Consider the following 16949-nt stretch of genomic DNA (forward strand, 5'->3'; position numbering starts at 1 on the left):
TGAAAGTGAGGAATTCTCAGAAAAATCAGAGAATAACTCTGCAAGCCAGACTACGATTATGGCACACTGCGTTTTTTTCATGGTCAGGCCCGTGAGCGGCTGTATAAACGAGAGAGTGAACGACATGAAATGGCTATGTTCGGTAGGTGTCGCCGTAAGCCTTGCGCTGCAACCGGTGATGGCGGAAGAGATGTTTGGTAACCATCCTCTGACGCCGCAAGCAAGGGATGCGTTTGTCACTGAATTACTAAAAAAAATGACGGTGGATGAAAAAATTGGGCAACTGCGACTGATTAGCGTCGGGCCGGACAATCCGAAAGAAGCCATCCGTGACATGATTGCCAAAAACCAGGTTGGCGCCATCTTTAATACCGTGACCCGCCCGGATATCCGCGCTATGCAGGATCAGGTCATGCGACTTAGCCGCCTGAAAATTCCCCTGTTTTTTGCCTACGATGTGGTTCACGGTCAGCGGACCGTGTTCCCGATTAGCCTTGGCCTGGCCTCCAGTTTTAACCTCGAAGCGGTGAAAACCGTCGGTCGTGTTTCTGCGTATGAAGCAGCAGATGACGGCCTGAACATGACCTGGGCACCGATGGTCGATGTCTCCCGCGATCCGCGCTGGGGCCGTGGTTCTGAAGGGTTTGGCGAAGACACTTACCTGACCACCGAAATGGGCCGCGCGATGGTCAAATCCATGCAGGGCAAAAGCCCGGCGGATCGCTATTCGGTGATGACCAGCGTTAAGCACTTCGCCGCCTATGGCGCAGTGGAAGGGGGCAAAGAGTACAACACCGTTGATATGAGCCCGCAGCGCCTGTTCAACGACTATATGCCGCCGTACAAAGCGGGGCTGGATGCGGGGAGCGGCGCGGTGATGGTGGCACTGAACTCTCTAAACGGCACGCCGGCCACCTCCGATTCCTGGCTGCTTAAAGATGTCCTGCGCGATGAGTGGGGCTTTAAAGGCATCACCGTTTCCGACCATGGCGCAATCAAAGAGTTGATCAAACACGGCGTCGCCGCCGACCCGGAAGATGCCGTACGCGTGGCGCTCAAAGCCGGTATCAACATGAGCATGAGCGACGAGTACTACAGCAAATACCTGCCGGGGCTTATCAAATCCGGCAAGGTCACCATGGAAGAACTCGACGACGCGACCCGTCACGTGCTCAACGTGAAATATGACATGGGGCTGTTCAATGACCCGTACAGTCACCTGGGGCCGAAAGAGTCCGATCCGAAAGACACCAATGCGGAAAGCCGTCTGCACCGTAAAGAAGCCCGTGAAGTGGCGCGCGAAAGCCTGGTGCTGCTGAAAAACCGTCTCGATACGTTGCCGCTGAAAAAAGACGCGACCATTGCGGTGGTCGGTGCGCTGGCGGACAGCAAACGTGACATGATGGGGAGCTGGTCCGCTGCTGGCGTGGCGGGGCAATCCGTGACCGTGCTGACGGGTATTCGTAATGCCGTGGGGCCGAAAGGGACTGTTCTCTACGCGCGTGGCTCGAATATCACTGAGGATAAAGGCATTGTCGATTTCCTCAACTTGTATGAACCAGCTGTGGTGCAGGACAAACGCAGCCCGCAGGAGATGATTGATGAAGCCGTTACAGCGGCGAAGAAATCAGATGTCGTCGTGGCTGTCGTCGGTGAGGCTCAGGGGATGGCGCACGAGGCGTCAAGCCGTACGGACCTGACCATTCCGCAAAGTCAGCGTGACCTGATTGCCGCGCTGAAAGCGACGGGCAAACCACTGGTGCTGGTACTGATGAACGGTCGTCCGCTGGCGCTGGTGAAAGAAGACCAGCAGGCAGATGCCATCCTGGAAACCTGGTTTGCCGGTACCGAAGGCGGCAACGCCATCGCCGATGTGCTGTTTGGTGATTACAACCCGTCCGGCAAACTGCCGATGTCCTTCCCGCGTTCTGTCGGACAGATCCCGGTCTATTACAGCCACCTGAATACCGGGCGTCCGTATAATGCCGATAAACCGAACAAGTACACGTCCCGTTACTTTGACGAGGCCAACGGCCCGCTTTATCCGTTTGGTTACGGCCTGAGTTACACCACGTTTAGCGTCTCCGATGTGAAAATGTCGGCGCCGACGATGACCCGCGACGGTAAAGTGACGGCCAGTGTTGATGTCACCAATACCGGCAAACGCGACGGTGCAACGGTCATTCAGCTGTACCTGCAGGATGTAACGGCTTCGATGAGTCGCCCGGTTGAGCAGTTGCGCGGTTTCGAAAAAGTGGATCTCAAAGCCGGCGAAACCAAAACGGTCAGCTTCCCGATCGATATCGAGGCGCTTAAGTTCTGGAATCAACGCATGAAATACGATGCAGAACCTGGCAAATTCAATGTCTTTATCGGTCTGGATTCAGCCCGTGTGAAACAGGGCGAATTTACCCTCCAGTAATCTTCCGAGGCCGCTTTTTAGCGGCCTTTCATCTTTAAATCCTTCGCGTTATAACCGCTTCGTCTAATCAGAAACATCAAAATCTGAACGACTGATTTATTCCCGGTCGATTCTCTACTACGCTTTTTGCACAGCCAGAAATCCAGATACCACAAAAACAATGGGGAACGAGCATGAAATCACTTTCGCAATGGAGCGCAGCAGGGTTGTTGATGCTGGCCGCAGGCGCACAGGCGGCTGAGCCGGTTAAGGTGGGTTCCAAGATTGATACCGAAGGCGCTCTGCTGGGCAATATCATTTTGCAGGTACTGGAAAGCCATGGCGTGAAAACCGTCAACAAAGTCCAGTTGGGTACCACCCCGGTAGTGCGTGGTGCGATAACCTCAGGTGAACTGGATATCTACCCGGAATATACCGGCAACGGTGCGTTTTTCTTTAAAGAGGAGAACGATCCGGCGTGGAAAAATGCGCAACAAGGCTATGACAAAGTCAAAAAGCTGGATGCGGAGAAAAACAAACTGGTGTGGCTGACGCCAGCGCCTGCCAATAACACCTGGACTATCGCGGTACGCCAGGATGTTGCGCAAAAAAACAAGTTGGTCTCCCTTGAGGATCTCAGCCGCTATCTGAAAGAGGGCGGCACGTTTAAACTGGCTGCTTCCGCCGAGTTTATCGAACGCACCGATGCCTTGCCGGCCTTCGAAAAAGCTTACAACTTCAAGCTCAACCAGCAGCAGTTGCTGTCGCTGGCGGGGGGCGATACGGCCGTGACCATCAAAGCAGCCGCACAACAAACATCCGGTGTGAATTCAGCGATGGCCTACGGGACAGATGGGCCAGTGGCGGCGCTGGGGCTGCAAACGCTGACCGACCCGAAAGGGGTTCAGCCAATTTATGCGCCCGCTCCGGTTGTGCGCGAAGCCGTGCTGAAAGCCTACCCGCAACTGGATGAGTGGCTGAAACCGGTATTTGCCAGTCTGGATGAAAAAACGCTGCAGAAACTGAATGCCAGTATCGCAGTGGAAGGTCTCGACGCCAAAAAAGTGGCCGCCGATTACCTGAAAGGAAAGGGACTGATTAAATAAACGTGGAGCGACGTTGTCATAATCGCGTGTTGTTGCTGCTGGTCGTACTGGCGCTGGCAGCAATGGCACTGCCCTTCGTGAATTACGCCCCTAACCGCCTGGTCTCCGGGGAAAGTCGTGCAATTTGGCAGGTCTGGCCCGCATTTGCCGCTTGGGGACTGCTTTTCCCGGCGGCGCTACTGCTTTTGAGCTTTCTCCCGCATCGGCTTGCGAGCCTGGCTGCCCTACTGCTTAGCGAAGCGTCCTTTTGCGTTTTAGTCTGGTGCGCGGGCAGGGCGGCCAGCGATCTGGCGCAGTCAGGCAGTGCGCTCGCCCGTACCTCCCCCGGTAGCGGCTTATGGCTGTGGCTGGCGCTATCGTTACTGGCCAGCAGTGATGCTATCCGGCGGTTAACCGTTAACCCGGTCTGGCGCTGGCTGCTGCATGCGCAAATCTGGCTCCTGCCGCTGTGGCTGTTGCTCAGTGGGCAACTGGATTCGCTCTCTTTGCTTAAAGAGTATGTGAATCGGCAGGACGTCTTTAACGACGCGCTGGCGCAACATCTGAAATTACTGTTTGGCACGTTGCTGCCCGCGCTGGTACTGGGTCTGGGGATCGGCCTGTGGTGCTATCGCCATCCGGCGCGTCAGCAACCGGTATTTGCCATACTGAATGTGATACAGACCGTGCCGTCCGTTGCGCTTTTTGGCCTGTTGATCGCCCCCCTGGCAGGGCTGGTGGCGCAGTTTCCCTGGCTGGGTTCGCTTGGCGTGGCGGGAACCGGCATCACGCCAGCGCTGATTGCCCTGGTGCTTTATGCGTTGCTGCCGTTAGTTCGCGGTGTGGTGGCGGGCTTAAATCAGGTGCCAGCCGATGTGCTGGAAAGCGCCAAAGGGATGGGGATGAGCGGTCGTCAGCGCTTTTTACATATCCGTCTGCCGCTGGCGTTACCCATTTTGCTGCGTAGCCTGCGGGTGGTGACGGTACAAACTGTGGGCATGGCGGTGATTGCGGCACTCATTGGCGCCGGTGGCTTTGGCGCATTGGTGTTTCAGGGGCTTTTAAGTAGCGCACTGGATCTTGTCTTATTGGGTGTGATCCCGGTTATTGCTCTCGCCGTGGTCGTGGACGCACTGTTTGCTTTGGGTATCGCGCTGCTGGAGGTAAAACAGCCATGATTGAATTCAGGCATGTCAGCAAATCTTTCGCCGGGCAACAGGCGGTCAGCGATCTGAATCTTGAATGTAAAACCGGCGCGTTTTCCGTGCTGATTGGGACATCCGGGTCCGGGAAGTCCACTACCCTGAAAATGATCAACCGGCTGGTGGAGCACGATGAAGGTACCCTTTTATTTGCCGGCGAAGAGATCCGCAGCCTGCCGGTGCTGGAGCTGCGCCGCAGGATGGGCTACGCCATTCAGTCGATAGGTCTGTTCCCGCACTGGACGGTGGCGCACAACATTGCCACCGTGCTGCAATTGCAAAAATGGTCACGGACGAAAATCGCCGCGCGGGTGGATGAACTGATGGATTTACTGGGTCTCGATGAAAGTCTGCGCGATCGTTTCCCCCATCAGCTTTCCGGCGGACAGCAGCAGCGTGTTGGTGTGGCCCGCGCGCTGGCGGCTGACCCGGAGGTATTGCTGATGGATGAGCCCTTCGGCGCGCTGGATCCGGTCACGCGCGGTACGCTGCAGCAGGAGATGATTCGTATTCACCGTCTGCTGGGTCGTACTATTGTTCTGGTTACTCACGATATCGATGAGGCGCTGCAACTGGCGGATCACCTGGTATTGATGGACAGTGGGGCGATTGTGCAGCAGGGGACTCCGCTGGAGATGTTAACGCGCCCGGCAACCCCGTTTGTGCGCGACTTTTTTGGCCGCAGCGAACTGGGCGTTCGTTTGCTTTCGTTGCGCCATGTCAGCACCTGGATGCGACCGGGGGAAACGGTGGCGGGAGACCCCCTGCGCGAGGATATGACATTGCGCGAAGCCTTATCGCTGTTTGTCGCCCGCCAGTGCGAAGTGCTGCCTGTTGCCGATGCTCAAGGCGTACCCTGCGGCACGCTGCATTTTCGCGACCTGCTCAGAACGGAGGCGCTGAGTGAAACATCTGCGTGACCCGCTGCTCTGGCTTATCGCCGTGTTCATCGCATTGCTGCTGGCGATGCCATACAGCGGCGCGCTCTTTGGCTCGCTGTTTCCCCAATTGCCACGACCCGTCTATCAGCAGGAAAGTTTTGTCGCTCTGGCGCTCGCCCATTTCTGGCTGGTGGGCGTGTCGAGTTTGCTGGCGATCGTCATTGGGTTGGGGGCGGGAATTTTAGTGACGCGCCCCTGGGGCCGTGAGTTTCGCTCGCTGGTGGAGACCATTGCCGCAGTAGGACAGACCTTCCCGCCGGTGGCGGTACTGGCCATTGCGGTACCGGTAATGGGATTTGGCCGCGAACCTGCCATTATCGCGCTTATTCTCTATGGGGTGTTGCCGATATTGCAGGGCACGCTGGCAGGAATTGCCGCTGTACCGGAGAGCGTACACAGCGTGGCAAAAGGGATGGGTATGAGCAGCTTGCAGCAACTTTTCAGGGTTGAACTGCCGCTGGCCGCGCCGGTTATTATCACCGGGGTCCGCACGTCCGTTATCATCAACATTGGTACGGCGACCATTGCGTCTACGGTCGGTGCCAGCACGCTGGGTACGCCGATCATCATCGGGCTGAGCGGGTTTAATACGGCTTATGTCGTGCAAGGGGCCGTGCTGGTTGCCCTGGCCGCTATTATTGTCGACAGAGGGTTCGAGCGTCTGGCTCGGTTATTCAGCCTGCACCGCCGCGAACAATAAAGGAATAGCCTGCGAGCATCACGCCGCCGATGCCGCCGATCGCCATCAGCAGAAAAATCGCAATGACGGTAAGTTTGGACAGGTTCATTTTTCGCTCCTTTGTTAAGAAAAGTATTATACGAGGAAGCGGGGCTGTTAATGAACCATTAAATGCCAAGGGGAAAAATGGCATGTCCACTTTGCTGCCAGTCGTGCAACTGTTTTTGCTGTGACGAAGAGGGCGCCTCGCCGCACCACACCAGTAAGGTCTGCCCTTCAAACATCTCGGGGCGCAGATAACTCAGCGAATGCGCCAGCACGTCGACCCGCCAGCCCTGCTGGCTCGCCATCCAGCCCTCCAGCCAGAGTCGGGTCGTATCCTGCACATTCCAGCCGACAACCAGCGCGTCGCGCCCGTTTTTCTTGCGCGCTGTATTCAGGCAGACGCAAATATAGTTAATCAATACCCCATCCAGCAGACTGAGCATCACGGTGAGGGCGGGCTGCTGGGATTGCAGGCGACGACGAAGAGGGATAAACAGGCGGGTTATCAGGGTTTCTGCCGGGTAGTCGTGGCCGCGCTCTTTGATCCACAGACGCAACCGTTGCAGGTTGCCGCTTTGCAGAATCTGCAATACGACTTCTTGCTGCGCGCGCCAGCCATTGCGTTCATTTTCGGGTTCATTATTGAGCAGGGTCTGCACTTTGCTGACCTGGACCCCGGTATCAATCCAGCGTTTAATCTCGCGAATTCGGTCGATGTCGGCGTCGGTAAACAACCGGTGACCGCCTTCTGTACGTTGCGGTTTGAATAAGCCATAGCGTCGCTGCCATGCCCGCAAAGTCACGGGATTGATATCGCATAGCATCGCCACTTCACCAATCGTGTAAAGCGCCATGATGTCACCTTTGCAAGAAATCCCCCACTTTAACTTTAGCCGCTCTGACTTAAACCAGGATGAATTGTTTGTTTAATGTTCGAAATGTATCCCTTTCGTATCATTATCCTTTCAGGATTGTGATAATGAGCACGAATTAACATTTTTTTGGAAACCCTCAAAGAATCTCTTCGCGACTCCATGTAAGGTACGCGCTTTCAGTCAACGCGGTGCTGCGGGTATGTACGAATTTAATCTGGTGTTGCTGCTGCTCCAGCAAATGTGTGTGTTTTTGGTTATCGCCTGGCTGATGAGCAAAACACGTCTTTTTATTCCGCTGATGCAAGTCACGGTGCGTTTGCCGCACAAACTGCTCTGCTATGTCACCTTTTCGATCTTCTGCATCCTGGGGACCTATTTCGGCTTGCATATTGAAGACTCGATTGCCAACACCCGGGCCATTGGCGCGGTGATGGGCGGCCTGCTCGGCGGCCCGCTGGTTGGCGGGCTGGTGGGGTTAACCGGCGGATTACACCGTTACTCAATGGGCGGCATGACCGCGCTGAGCTGTATGATTTCCACCATTGTGGAAGGGCTGCTCGGCGGGCTGGTTCACAGTATTCTGATCAAGCGTGGCCGCACCGACAGGGTCTTCAATCCGCTTACCGCCGGGGCCATTACCTGCGTCGCGGAACTGACGCAGATGCTGATCATCCTGCTTATCGCCCGACCTTATGAGAGCGCGCTGCATCTGGTGCAAAGCATCGCGGCCCCGATGATGGTGACCAATACCGTAGGCGCGGCGCTGTTTATGCGTATTCTGCTCGACAAGCGGGCCATGTTTGAAAAGTACACCTCGGCGTTTTCTGCCACGGCGCTCAAAGTCGCGGCATCGACGGAAGGGATCTTGCGTCAGGGGTTTAACGAAGAAAACAGCATGAAGGTCGCCCAGGTGCTCTATAAAGAGCTGGATATCGGCGCGGTGGCGATTACCGACCGCGAGAAGCTACTGGCGTTTACCGGCACGGGGGACGACCATCATCTGCCTGGCAGACCTATCTCTTCCGTCTGGACGCAAAAAGCCATCGAAAGTGGCGAAGTGGTGTATGCCGATGGTAATGAGGTGCCGTACCGCTGCTCACTGCATCCCCAGTGCAAACTGGGTTCAACGCTGGTGATTCCGCTGCGTGGGGAAAACCAGCGCGTTGTGGGCACCATCAAATTGTATGAAGCGAAAAACCGGCTCTTTAGCTCCATCAACCGCACGCTGGGCGAAGGGATTGCGCAATTGTTGTCGGCACAAATCCTTGCCGGGCAGTATGAGCGGCAAAAAGCGCTGCTGACCCAGTCGGAAATCAAATTACTGCATGCTCAGGTCAATCCTCACTTTCTGTTCAATGCCCTGAACACGCTGATGGCGGTGATTCGCCGCGACAGCGATCAGGCCGGTCTGCTGGTGCAATATTTGTCGACGTTCTTTCGTAAAAACCTGAAGCGGCCGTCGGAAATCGTCACCCTCGCCGATGAGCTTGAACACGTTAATGCGTATCTGCAAATTGAAAAGGCGCGTTTTCAGTCCCGGCTGCAGGTTCAACTGCACGTGCCGGACGCGCTATCGCATCTCCATTTGCCGGCATTCACCCTGCAACCGATTGTCGAAAACGCCATTAAACATGGTACGTCGCAACTGCTTGGGGTAGGCGAAATCACCATTAATGCCAGCCAGGACGGTGACCATCTGGTGCTGGATATTGAAGATAATGCCGGGCTGTATCAGCCCAAAACCGATGCCAGTGGTTTAGGGATGAGTTTGGTGGATAAGCGACTGCGGGCGCGCTTTGGCGATGAATGCGGCATTTCGGTTGCCTGTGAGCCGGATATCTTTACCCGAATTACCCTACGACTCCCGCTGGAGGAAAGCGCATGTTAAAAGTGCTGATTGTTGATGATGAACCGTTGGCGCGTGAAAATCTGCGTATTTTACTGCAGGAAGAGAGCGACATTGAGATTGTAGGCGAATGCGCTAACGCCGTTGAGGGCATTGGCGCGGTGCATAAATTGCGCCCGGACGTATTGTTTCTTGATATCCAGATGCCGCGCATTAGCGGGCTGGAGATGGTGGGCATGCTCGACCCGGAACATCGGCCGTATGTGGTTTTTCTTACCGCGTTTGACGAGTATGCGGTGAAAGCCTTCGAGGAACACGCCTTTGACTATCTGCTCAAACCCATTGAGGCGCGCCGCCTGGAGAAAACTCTCACCCGACTGCGTCAGGAACGCAATGTGCAGGATATGTCGGTACTGCCGGAAAATCAGGCTTCGCTGAAATTTATTCCCTGCACCGGGCATAGCCGCATTTATCTGCTGCAGATGGATGAGGTTGCTTTTGTGAGCAGTCGCATGAGTGGTGTCTATGTCACCAGCCACGACGGCAAAGAGGGCTTCACCGAGTTGACCCTGCGCACGCTGGAAAGCCGTACGCCACTGCTGCGCTGCCATCGACAATATCTGGTGAACATGGCGCATCTGAAAGAGATCCGTCTGGAAGATAACGGCCAGGCTGAATTGCTGTTGCGCGACGGACAAACCGTGCCGGTTAGCCGCCGCTATCTTAAGAACCTAAAAGAAGCGCTGGGGTTGTAGCTTTTGATGGTAGACTGCGCGCTTACGATGATTTTTTCGAAGGCTTTATGCTCAATAACGATATCTTACGTAGCTTACGCTACGCACTGAAAATGAATAACGGCGACCTCAAGCGCGTGTTTGCGCTGGCGGACGCCCCGGTGAGCGACGAGCAGCTTGTCGGCTGGTTGCACAAAGAAGATGAGGAGGGCTTTCAGCGCTGTCCTGACATTATGATGTCTGTCTTCCTCAATGGCCTGATTTATGAGCGCCGCGGTAAAGACGAGTCTCAGCCTGCGCTGGTGACCGAGCGTAAGATGACCAACAACATCATCCTTAAAAAATTGCGCATCGCGTTTTCGCTGAAAACAGACGATATTCTGGCGATCCTCACCGAGCAGAAATTTCGCGTCTCCATGCCGGAGATTACCGCCATGATGCGGGCGACCGAGCATAAAAATTTCCGTGAATGCGGCGATCAGTTCTTACGTTATTTCCTGCGGGGACTGGCAGTGCGTGAACACGCGAAGGCGGCGGCTAAGTAAAGGCGATGCCAGCGCGCGAGAATCACGCGCTGGCACGTTCATCATTTCACTTCTTTAAAACCATGAGATTCCAGAAGCTGCTGTGATTTCGTCATACTGACGCCATCTTTCACATCGCCGGTGAACGCCGCACCCTGCACCTGTTGCAATGCGTTACGATCGACTTTGGTATAATCGACGGTCAGGGTTTCTGTCGCGTAAGTATCCTGATAATCGATGCTTTCCGTCACGCCCTGAATCGATTTGTATTTTTCGCTGATTGGCCCCAGGCGCTGCATGGCAGCCTCTTTATTGGCCGCACCCAGGCTGGCGTACTGAATCTTATTCTTTGCCGTCTGACGTAAGACCACGTCGTCTTTATAGTAATACGTCAGCGATATCTCGGTTTTGCCATCCGTCCAGTTAAATGTCTTACTCTGTTCTTTGTCACCACAGCCGCTAACGACAAATAAAACCAGAGTAGTCAGTGCGATGGCGATCATTTTTTTAAACATATTCATACAGCCCCTTTTGTTAGAAAAATCCTGTCCATTGAAGAATAGTGCAATAAAAAAAAGGCGCTGTTTTCACAGCGCCTTTCAGCGATTTATTTTACCTGTTGACCAGGTTTGGCACCCTCATCAGGGCTTAGCAGGAAGATATCTTTCCCGCCGGGGCCTGCGGCCATTACCATTCCTTCGGAGATACCGAAGCGCATTTTGCGCGGCGCCAGGTTAGCGACCATCACCGTCAGGCGACCGATCAACACCTGTGGATCCGGGTAGGCGGAACGAATGCCGGAGAAGACATTACGCTTCTGACCACCCAAATCCAGCGTCAGACGCAGCAGTTTGTCAGAGCCATCGACAAATTCGGCGTTTTCAATCAGCGCCACGCGCAGGTCGACTTTCGCGAAATCGTCAAAACTGATGGTTTCGGCAATCGGGTCATCTGCCAGCGGGCCGGTGACCGGCGCGGAAGCGGCTTTCACTTCTTCTTTTGACGCCTCAACCAGCGCTTCGACCTGTTTCATCTCAATGCGGTTATACAATGCCTTGAAAGTGTTCACTTTATGGCCGAGCAGCGGCTGTTCAATGGCATCCCATACCAGCGTGGTATTCAGGAATGCTTCGACGCGTTCGCTCAGGGTCGGCAGAACCGGTTTCAGCCAGGTCATCAGTACGCGGAACAGATTGATACCCATGGAGCAAATCGCCTGCAGATCGGCATCGCGACCTTCCTGCTTCGCGACTACCCACGGTGCCTGCTCGTCAACATAACGGTTGGCAACGTCGGCTAACGCCATGATTTCACGAATCGCTTTGCCGAATTCACGGCTTTCCCACGCATCTGCAATGGTGGACGACGCATCGGTAAAGGTTTTATAGAGTGCCGGATCCGCCAGCTCAGCGGCCAGTACGCCATCGAAACGTTTGGCGATAAAACCGGCGCAACGGGATGCCAGATTCACCACCTTGTTGACGATATCGGCGTTAACGCGCTGAACGAAATCTTCCAGATTCAGGTCGATGTCATCGATACGGGAAGAAAGTTTCGCCGCGTAGTAGTAACGCAGGCTGTCCGCATCAAAGTGATTCAACCAGGTGCTGGCCTTAATAAAGGTGCCGCGAGATTTGGACATCTTCGCACCGTTCACCGTCACATAACCGTGCACAAACAGATTGGTCGGCTTGCGGAAATTGCTGCCTTCCAGCATGGCGGGCCAGAACAGGCTGTGGAAATAGACGATGTCTTTACCGATAAAGTGATACAGCTCGGCATCAGACTCTTTTTTCCACCAGTCGTCAAAGTTCAGGTCGCTGCGTTTATCGCACAGGTTCTTGAAGGAACCCATGTAGCCGATAGGCGCATCCAGCCAGACGTAGAAATATTTGCCCGGCGCGCCAGGGATTTCGAAACCGAAATAGGGCGCATCGCGGGAGATATCCCACTGTTGCAGGCCGGCATCGAACCATTCCTGCATTTTGTTGGCCACCTGCTCCTGCAGCGCGCCGCTGCGGGTCCACGCCTGCAACATTTCGCTGAAAGAAGGCAGGTCGAAGAAGAAGTGTTCGGAATCACGCATTTCAGGCGTTGCACCGGACACCACGGATTTCGGGTCAATAAGTTCGGTCGGGCTGTAGGTCGCGCCGCACACTTCGCAGTTATCGCCATACTGATCCGGAGACTTACATTTCGGGCAGGTGCCTTTGACAAAACGGTCCGGCAGGAACATGCCTTTTTCCGGATCGTAAAGCTGAGAAATAGTGCGGTTTTTGATAAAACCGTTCTCTTTCAGGCGAGTGTAGATCAGCTCCGACAGCTCGCGGTTCTCTTCGCTGTGCGTAGAGTGGTAGTTGTCATAGCTAATATTAAAGCCAGCGAAATCCGTCTGGTGTTCCTGACTCATGTCGCCAATCATCTGCTCCGGGGTGATGCCCAGCTGTTGCGCTTTGAGCATTATCGGCGTGCCGTGGGCATCGTCCGCGCAGATGAAGTTGACATTGTGGCCGCGCATTCGCTGGTAACGGACCCAGACATCAGCCTGGATGTGCTCCAGCATATGGCCGAGGTGGATTGAGCCGTTGGCGTACGGCAATGCGCACGTTACCAGAATTTTCTTCGCGACTTGAGTCATAGTGGGTATTACTTCTTCTTTAGTAAAAAGGGGGTCTTGATGTTACCTGAAAGGGAAAAGTTGTGCCATAAAAGCGCGACCTCGATTGGGCACTATTGAGAAATGAAAAATGGGTGACAGTGGAGTAAACTTGAACCTTAACAATGTCTTTTCAGTACAACATAACAAGGAGTCGGGATGAACTCTCAATCCCAGGCCAAATCCCCGGAAGCCTTGCGTGCGCTCGTCGCCGGAACGCTGGCCAATTTTCAGCACCCAACCCTCAAGCATAATCTTACCGCGCTTAAGGCGGTTCATCATGTTGCCTGGCTGGATGACACCGTGCATATCGAACTGGTGATGCCTTTTGTCTGGCGGAGCGCGTTTGAAGAGTTGAAAGAGCAATGCAGTGCCGAGTTACTGCGACTGACGGGGGCCCGGGCGATTGACTGGAAGCTCTCCCACAATGTTGCCACCTTAAAACGGGTGAAAAATCAGCCTGGCGTCAATGGGGTGAAGAACATCATTGCCGTCAGCTCGGGTAAAGGTGGGGTAGGGAAATCCTCCACGGCGGTCAATCTGGCGCTGGCGCTGGCAGCGGAAGGGGCAAAGGTCGGTATTCTTGATGCGGATATTTACGGTCCCTCAATCCCGATGATGCTGGGTGCGGAAGGCGAACGCCCGACCTCGCCGGATGGCACCCATATGGCGCCGATTATGGCACACGGACTGGCGACCAACTCGATCGGCTACCTGGTTACCGACGATAATGCCATGGTGTGGCGCGGCCCGATGGCCAGCAAGGCGCTGTTGCAACTGTTGCAAGAGTCCCTGTGGCCGGATCTGGACTATCTGGTCCTCGACATGCCGCCGGGTACGGGCGACATTCAGCTTACGCTCGCGCAGAATATTCCCGTTACCGGGGCGGTGGTGGTGACCACGCCGCAGGATATCGCCCTGATTGATGCCAAAAAAGGCATTGTGATGTTCGAGAAAGTGGAAGTACCTGTGCTCGGTATCGTAGAAAACATGAGCATGCACATTTGCAGCAACTGTGGCCATCACGAGCCGATTTTCGGTACCGGCGGGGCAGAGAAGCTGGCCGAACAGTACCACACGCAACTGCTGGGGCAACTGCCACTGCATATTAGCCTGCGTGAAGATCTCGACCGGGGGCAACCGACGGTCGTAAGTCGTCCGGACAGTGAGTTTACCGGTTTGTATCGCAAGCTGGCAGGGCGCGTTGCGGCGCAGCTTTACTGGCAGGGTGAAGTCATTCCCGGTGATATTGCATTTCGCGCGGTATGAGTTGATAAGGCTGCCCGTCAGGGCAGCCGATAATGCAGGAGCAGATAGTCCCCGTCAGGCGATGTGCCTTCCGCTTCAACGTGCCAGCCATGGTGCTGATAAAATGCCAGCGCGTGGCGGTTTTGCGTCAGACATTTCAGTGAACCTGTACTGGTAAATTCAGCCTGCACTTTTTTCAGCAACGCGCTGCCCACCCCTTTGCCTTGCGCATCCGGGTCAACAAACAGGCTATGCAGAAAATTGTCGTTCACGTAAACGGCGGCAAAGCCCAGCCGGTGTCCATCTTCTTCCGCCACCCAGATGGTTTCATCAAGGGTGACGGCATCAAAGTCTTCCAGTTGCCAGTCGCTACCGTCCAGCCATGTCCAGTTTGCTCTGCGGGAATGCAGGAACAGTGTACGCAGAAAAGGGCGGTCGCTCTCTTGCCAGGGACGAATAATCAATAGGATTTCCTGAAATTAACGGTGGTAAAAGATATCGCCATTATAGGCCTTCAATATTTTACCGTCGGCGTCCGTAATAAGCACATAGTTTCCACCCATGTAGGTCCAGTGGCTGCCCGGATCGGGCGCGGGTAAATTGCGCAGATTCCACTGCTTAATGTTGTATTCTTCGCTACGGTACATTTCGGGTACCGTATCGCCGATGGTGAATTTAGTGAAATCAGCAACAAAATCCTTCACTTCATAAGACTGGGTTCCGCCTGTCGTGGCAGGGGTTTGCGGTGCAGCAAAAGTGGTACTGGCTGTTGCCAGCAATGTTCCCAGAAGTAACATTTTTGTTTTACCCATAATCTCTCCAGGTGTCGTGGGTTCTCATTTCGCGGGACTTATCATCAACTACTGTCTGGCGACGCCGCAACCGCGAAAATGTTATGAAAATAAGGCTTTGGTAAAAAGTGTAAGCAAAAGAAGAGAACAGCAGGCGAGGCGGAACGCTTTTTTCGCTATCCGCCTGAACATGAAGGTGTTTTTAAGAGAAATCCTGGCTGAATTGCAACACGTTAGTGCGCAGAAAATCCTTCCAGCACGATTTTGCCTACCGCGCGTTGCGTCTCGATCAACTGGTGTGCTTTACGCAAATTTTGCGCGTTGATGGCGCCGAAGTGTTCTCCCAGTGTCGTTTTGATAATCCCATCGTCGATAAGCGCGGCAACACGCGTCAGCAAACGGTGTTGCTCCGCGACATCGGCCGTTTCGAACATCGAGCGAGTAAACATAAATTCCCAGTGCAAAGAGAGGCTTTTCACTTTTAAAGGCACAACGTCCAGGGATTGCGGATCGTCAATGAGTGCCAGTTTACCTTGCGGTTGCAGGGCGTTAATCAACTGCTGATAGTGCTGCTCCGTGTTGTTGAGGCTGGCAACGTGGCTGACCTGCTTAATGCCAATACGCGCCAGCTCCTCGGTTAATGGTTTGCTGTGATCGATAACATGATGCGCGCCCAGCTCACTGACCCACTGCTGGCTTTGCGGGCGGGATGCCGTGCCAATCACGGTCAGGCGGGTCAGCTTACGCGCCAGTTGCGTCAGAATCGAGCCTACGCCGCCGGCGGCGCCGACAATCAGCAGCACGTCGCCTTCATTGCCATTTTCACGCACGCCTAAACGGTCAAACAACATTTCCCAGGCAGTAATGGCGGTCAGCGGCAGGGCCGCGGCAGAGGCGAAATCCAGTGAGGCTGGCTTACGGGCGGCAATGCGCTCATCCACCAGTTGAAATTCGCTGTTGCTGCCAGGACGGGTCAATGCCCCGGCATACCAGACTTCATCACCGGGCTTAAATAACGTGACCTTATCGCCAATGGCGGTAACCACACCGGTCGCGTCCCAGCCCAGCACACGAGGTTTATCGGCGTTAAACCCGGCACGCACTTTGGTGTCCACCGGGTTAACGGAGACGGCTTTCACCTCGACCAGCACATCATGCCCTTCGGCTTTCGGCGTCGGTAACTCAATGTCGGTTAAAAAATCAAGGTTGCTGCCGTTCTGTGCGGCCTGTGTAATGGCGATTGCTTTCATAAATACTCCGTAATGTCGTTATTCGTCAGGGGATGTGTTTATGCTAGTTCGCCAGGTGGTAAGTGAAAAACCCGGGCGGGAGGTGAGCACTTATCCTGCAGGAGTGAAAATAGCGTGGAATACCCCGGTGCGGAAAATTTCTGACGCGGGGCAGTGACAGGGCGCTACTCCTTATGGCAGAGTGCTTTGCGCGGCATTTTGCGGTGTGCAGCAGAGCACAGCAGGGGCCGTGGTTTTAATCATCGCCTCCTTGCGTTGAAATCTGTGCACCCGGTTACTATTTATTTTTAAGCTCAAAATTGTCTTTTCTATCGACTGAATTGATTAATTTCTTTTAACTTTTTGCCGATGATACGTTTACTTACCCGGCGAAGGAGGCTGCTTTGAAACGGATTCTAACTGTAATGTTGGGCGTGGGCATGTGCGCTGGCGCTCTTGCTGATTCTGGATCACCGCAACTGAAAGTGGAAAGCCAGAGGCTGATTCGCGAGTCTGGACATGAGTGCAACAAGGTTGAGGGCGTCTATCCCGCCGCGTTCGGTGGTTCTCTGATTGTGATTTGTGATGATACACGCAGATACACGATCAAGAGCAAGGATGGCCACTATGTCGTGGGTGTGGCGGAGTAACTCATCCGGGCAGGGCAAACGGGAGTATGCTATGTGTGTACTC

General features: G+C 54.5%; 17 protein-coding genes. 10 read left to right on the forward strand and 7 right to left on the reverse strand.

Going from position 1 to position 16949, the window contains the following annotated elements; all coding sequences use genetic code 11:
* Window positions 1-124: 124 nt before the first annotated feature.
* From bglX to L2097_RS02225, 5 genes are all read left to right on the forward strand, one after another.
* Window positions 125-2422 (forward strand): beta-glucosidase BglX, encoded by a 2298-nt coding sequence (gene bglX / locus L2097_RS02205; RefSeq protein WP_250352038.1) that lies wholly within the window; start codon window positions 125-127, stop codon window positions 2420-2422.
* Window positions 2423-2595: 173 nt separating this feature from the next.
* Window positions 2596-3507, forward strand: coding sequence for a glycine betaine ABC transporter substrate-binding protein OsmF (osmF, locus tag L2097_RS02210; RefSeq protein ID WP_047369567.1), 912 nt, complete (start codon window positions 2596-2598; stop codon window positions 3505-3507).
* Between the two features lie 62 nt (window positions 3508-3569).
* A complete protein-coding gene (locus tag L2097_RS02215; RefSeq protein WP_082137115.1) occupies window positions 3570-4664 on the forward strand; it encodes an ABC transporter permease in 1095 nt (364 codons plus the stop codon).
* Window positions 4661-5608: an ABC transporter ATP-binding protein gene (locus tag L2097_RS02220; RefSeq protein ID WP_250352039.1), complete on the forward strand. Its 948-nt coding sequence runs from the start codon at window positions 4661-4663 to the stop codon at window positions 5606-5608. The genes L2097_RS02215 and L2097_RS02220 overlap by 4 nt, the downstream gene beginning before the upstream one ends.
* A complete protein-coding gene (locus L2097_RS02225; RefSeq protein ID WP_047369570.1) occupies window positions 5592-6329 on the forward strand; it encodes an ABC transporter permease in 738 nt (245 codons plus the stop codon). The genes L2097_RS02220 and L2097_RS02225 overlap by 17 nt, the downstream gene beginning before the upstream one ends.
* Here L2097_RS02225 and L2097_RS02230 read toward each other — a convergent pair.
* Window positions 6304-6417, reverse strand: a complete 114-nt coding sequence (locus tag L2097_RS02230) for a protein YohO (RefSeq protein WP_075203650.1) — start codon at window positions 6415-6417, stop codon at window positions 6304-6306. The genes L2097_RS02225 and L2097_RS02230 overlap by 26 nt on opposite strands.
* Before the next feature lie 58 nt (window positions 6418-6475).
* Entirely contained in the window at window positions 6476-7207 is a 732-nt protein-coding gene (gene mlrA / locus L2097_RS02235; protein ID WP_047369571.1) for an HTH-type transcriptional regulator MlrA, read from the reverse strand.
* A gap of 220 nt (window positions 7208-7427) precedes the next feature.
* On the opposite strand from mlrA, the gene L2097_RS02240 reads away from it, so the two are divergent.
* Genes L2097_RS02240 through L2097_RS02250 form a run of 3 tightly spaced genes read left to right on the forward strand, consistent with a single transcriptional unit; the run spans window position 7428 to window position 10353 of the window.
* Window positions 7428-9116: a sensor histidine kinase gene (locus tag L2097_RS02240; protein WP_047369572.1), complete on the forward strand. Its 1689-nt coding sequence runs from the start codon at window positions 7428-7430 to the stop codon at window positions 9114-9116.
* Entirely contained in the window at window positions 9110-9829 is a 720-nt protein-coding gene (btsR, locus tag L2097_RS02245; RefSeq protein WP_047369573.1) for a two-component system response regulator BtsR, read from the forward strand. The genes L2097_RS02240 and btsR overlap by 7 nt, the downstream gene beginning before the upstream one ends.
* Window positions 9830-9876: 47 nt before the next feature.
* Window positions 9877-10353: a YehS family protein gene (locus L2097_RS02250; RefSeq protein ID WP_047369574.1), complete on the forward strand. Its 477-nt coding sequence runs from the start codon at window positions 9877-9879 to the stop codon at window positions 10351-10353.
* 41 nt (window positions 10354-10394) lie between these two features.
* Here the strand turns inward: L2097_RS02250 and L2097_RS02255 are convergent, their stop codons facing one another.
* Both L2097_RS02255 and metG read right to left on the reverse strand, forming a co-directional pair.
* The gene (locus L2097_RS02255; RefSeq protein WP_047369575.1) at window positions 10395-10853 is read right to left on the reverse strand and encodes a YehR family lipoprotein; all 459 of its coding nucleotides are present in this window, start codon (window positions 10851-10853) and stop codon (window positions 10395-10397) included.
* 86 nt (window positions 10854-10939) lie between these two features.
* Window positions 10940-12970: a methionine--tRNA ligase gene (gene metG / locus L2097_RS02260; RefSeq protein ID WP_142517883.1), complete on the reverse strand. Its 2031-nt coding sequence runs from the start codon at window positions 12968-12970 to the stop codon at window positions 10940-10942.
* Between the two features lie 177 nt (window positions 12971-13147).
* Between metG and apbC the strand changes: the two genes are divergently transcribed.
* On the forward strand, window positions 13148-14257 hold the full coding sequence (gene apbC, locus L2097_RS02265; RefSeq protein WP_085005301.1) for an iron-sulfur cluster carrier protein ApbC: 1110 nt from the start codon (window positions 13148-13150) through the stop codon (window positions 14255-14257).
* Window positions 14258-14274: 17 nt separating this feature from the next.
* On the opposite strand, the gene L2097_RS02270 is transcribed toward apbC, so the two are convergent.
* The 3 genes from L2097_RS02270 to L2097_RS02280 form a co-directional block, all read right to left on the reverse strand.
* Entirely contained in the window at window positions 14275-14700 is a 426-nt protein-coding gene (locus tag L2097_RS02270; protein ID WP_085005300.1) for a GNAT family N-acetyltransferase, read from the reverse strand.
* Window positions 14701-14715: 15 nt separating this feature from the next.
* Window positions 14716-15048: an RcnB family protein gene (locus L2097_RS02275; protein ID WP_047369579.1), complete on the reverse strand. Its 333-nt coding sequence runs from the start codon at window positions 15046-15048 to the stop codon at window positions 14716-14718.
* 212 nt (window positions 15049-15260) lie between these two features.
* On the reverse strand, window positions 15261-16277 hold the full coding sequence (locus tag L2097_RS02280) for a zinc-binding alcohol dehydrogenase family protein (protein WP_250352040.1): 1017 nt from the start codon (window positions 16275-16277) through the stop codon (window positions 15261-15263).
* A 383-nt stretch (window positions 16278-16660) separates the two neighbouring features.
* Here L2097_RS02280 and L2097_RS02285 point away from each other — a divergent pair, with 383 nt between their 5' ends.
* Complete coding sequence (locus L2097_RS02285) at window positions 16661-16906, forward strand: hypothetical protein (protein WP_047369581.1); 246 nt, start codon at window positions 16661-16663, stop codon at window positions 16904-16906.
* Window positions 16907-16949: the final 43 nt, after the last annotated feature.

It is taken from the genome of Citrobacter sp. MNAZ 1397, from assembly GCF_023613995.1.
Classification (GTDB): Bacteria; Pseudomonadota; Gammaproteobacteria; order Enterobacterales; family Enterobacteriaceae; genus Phytobacter; species Phytobacter ursingii.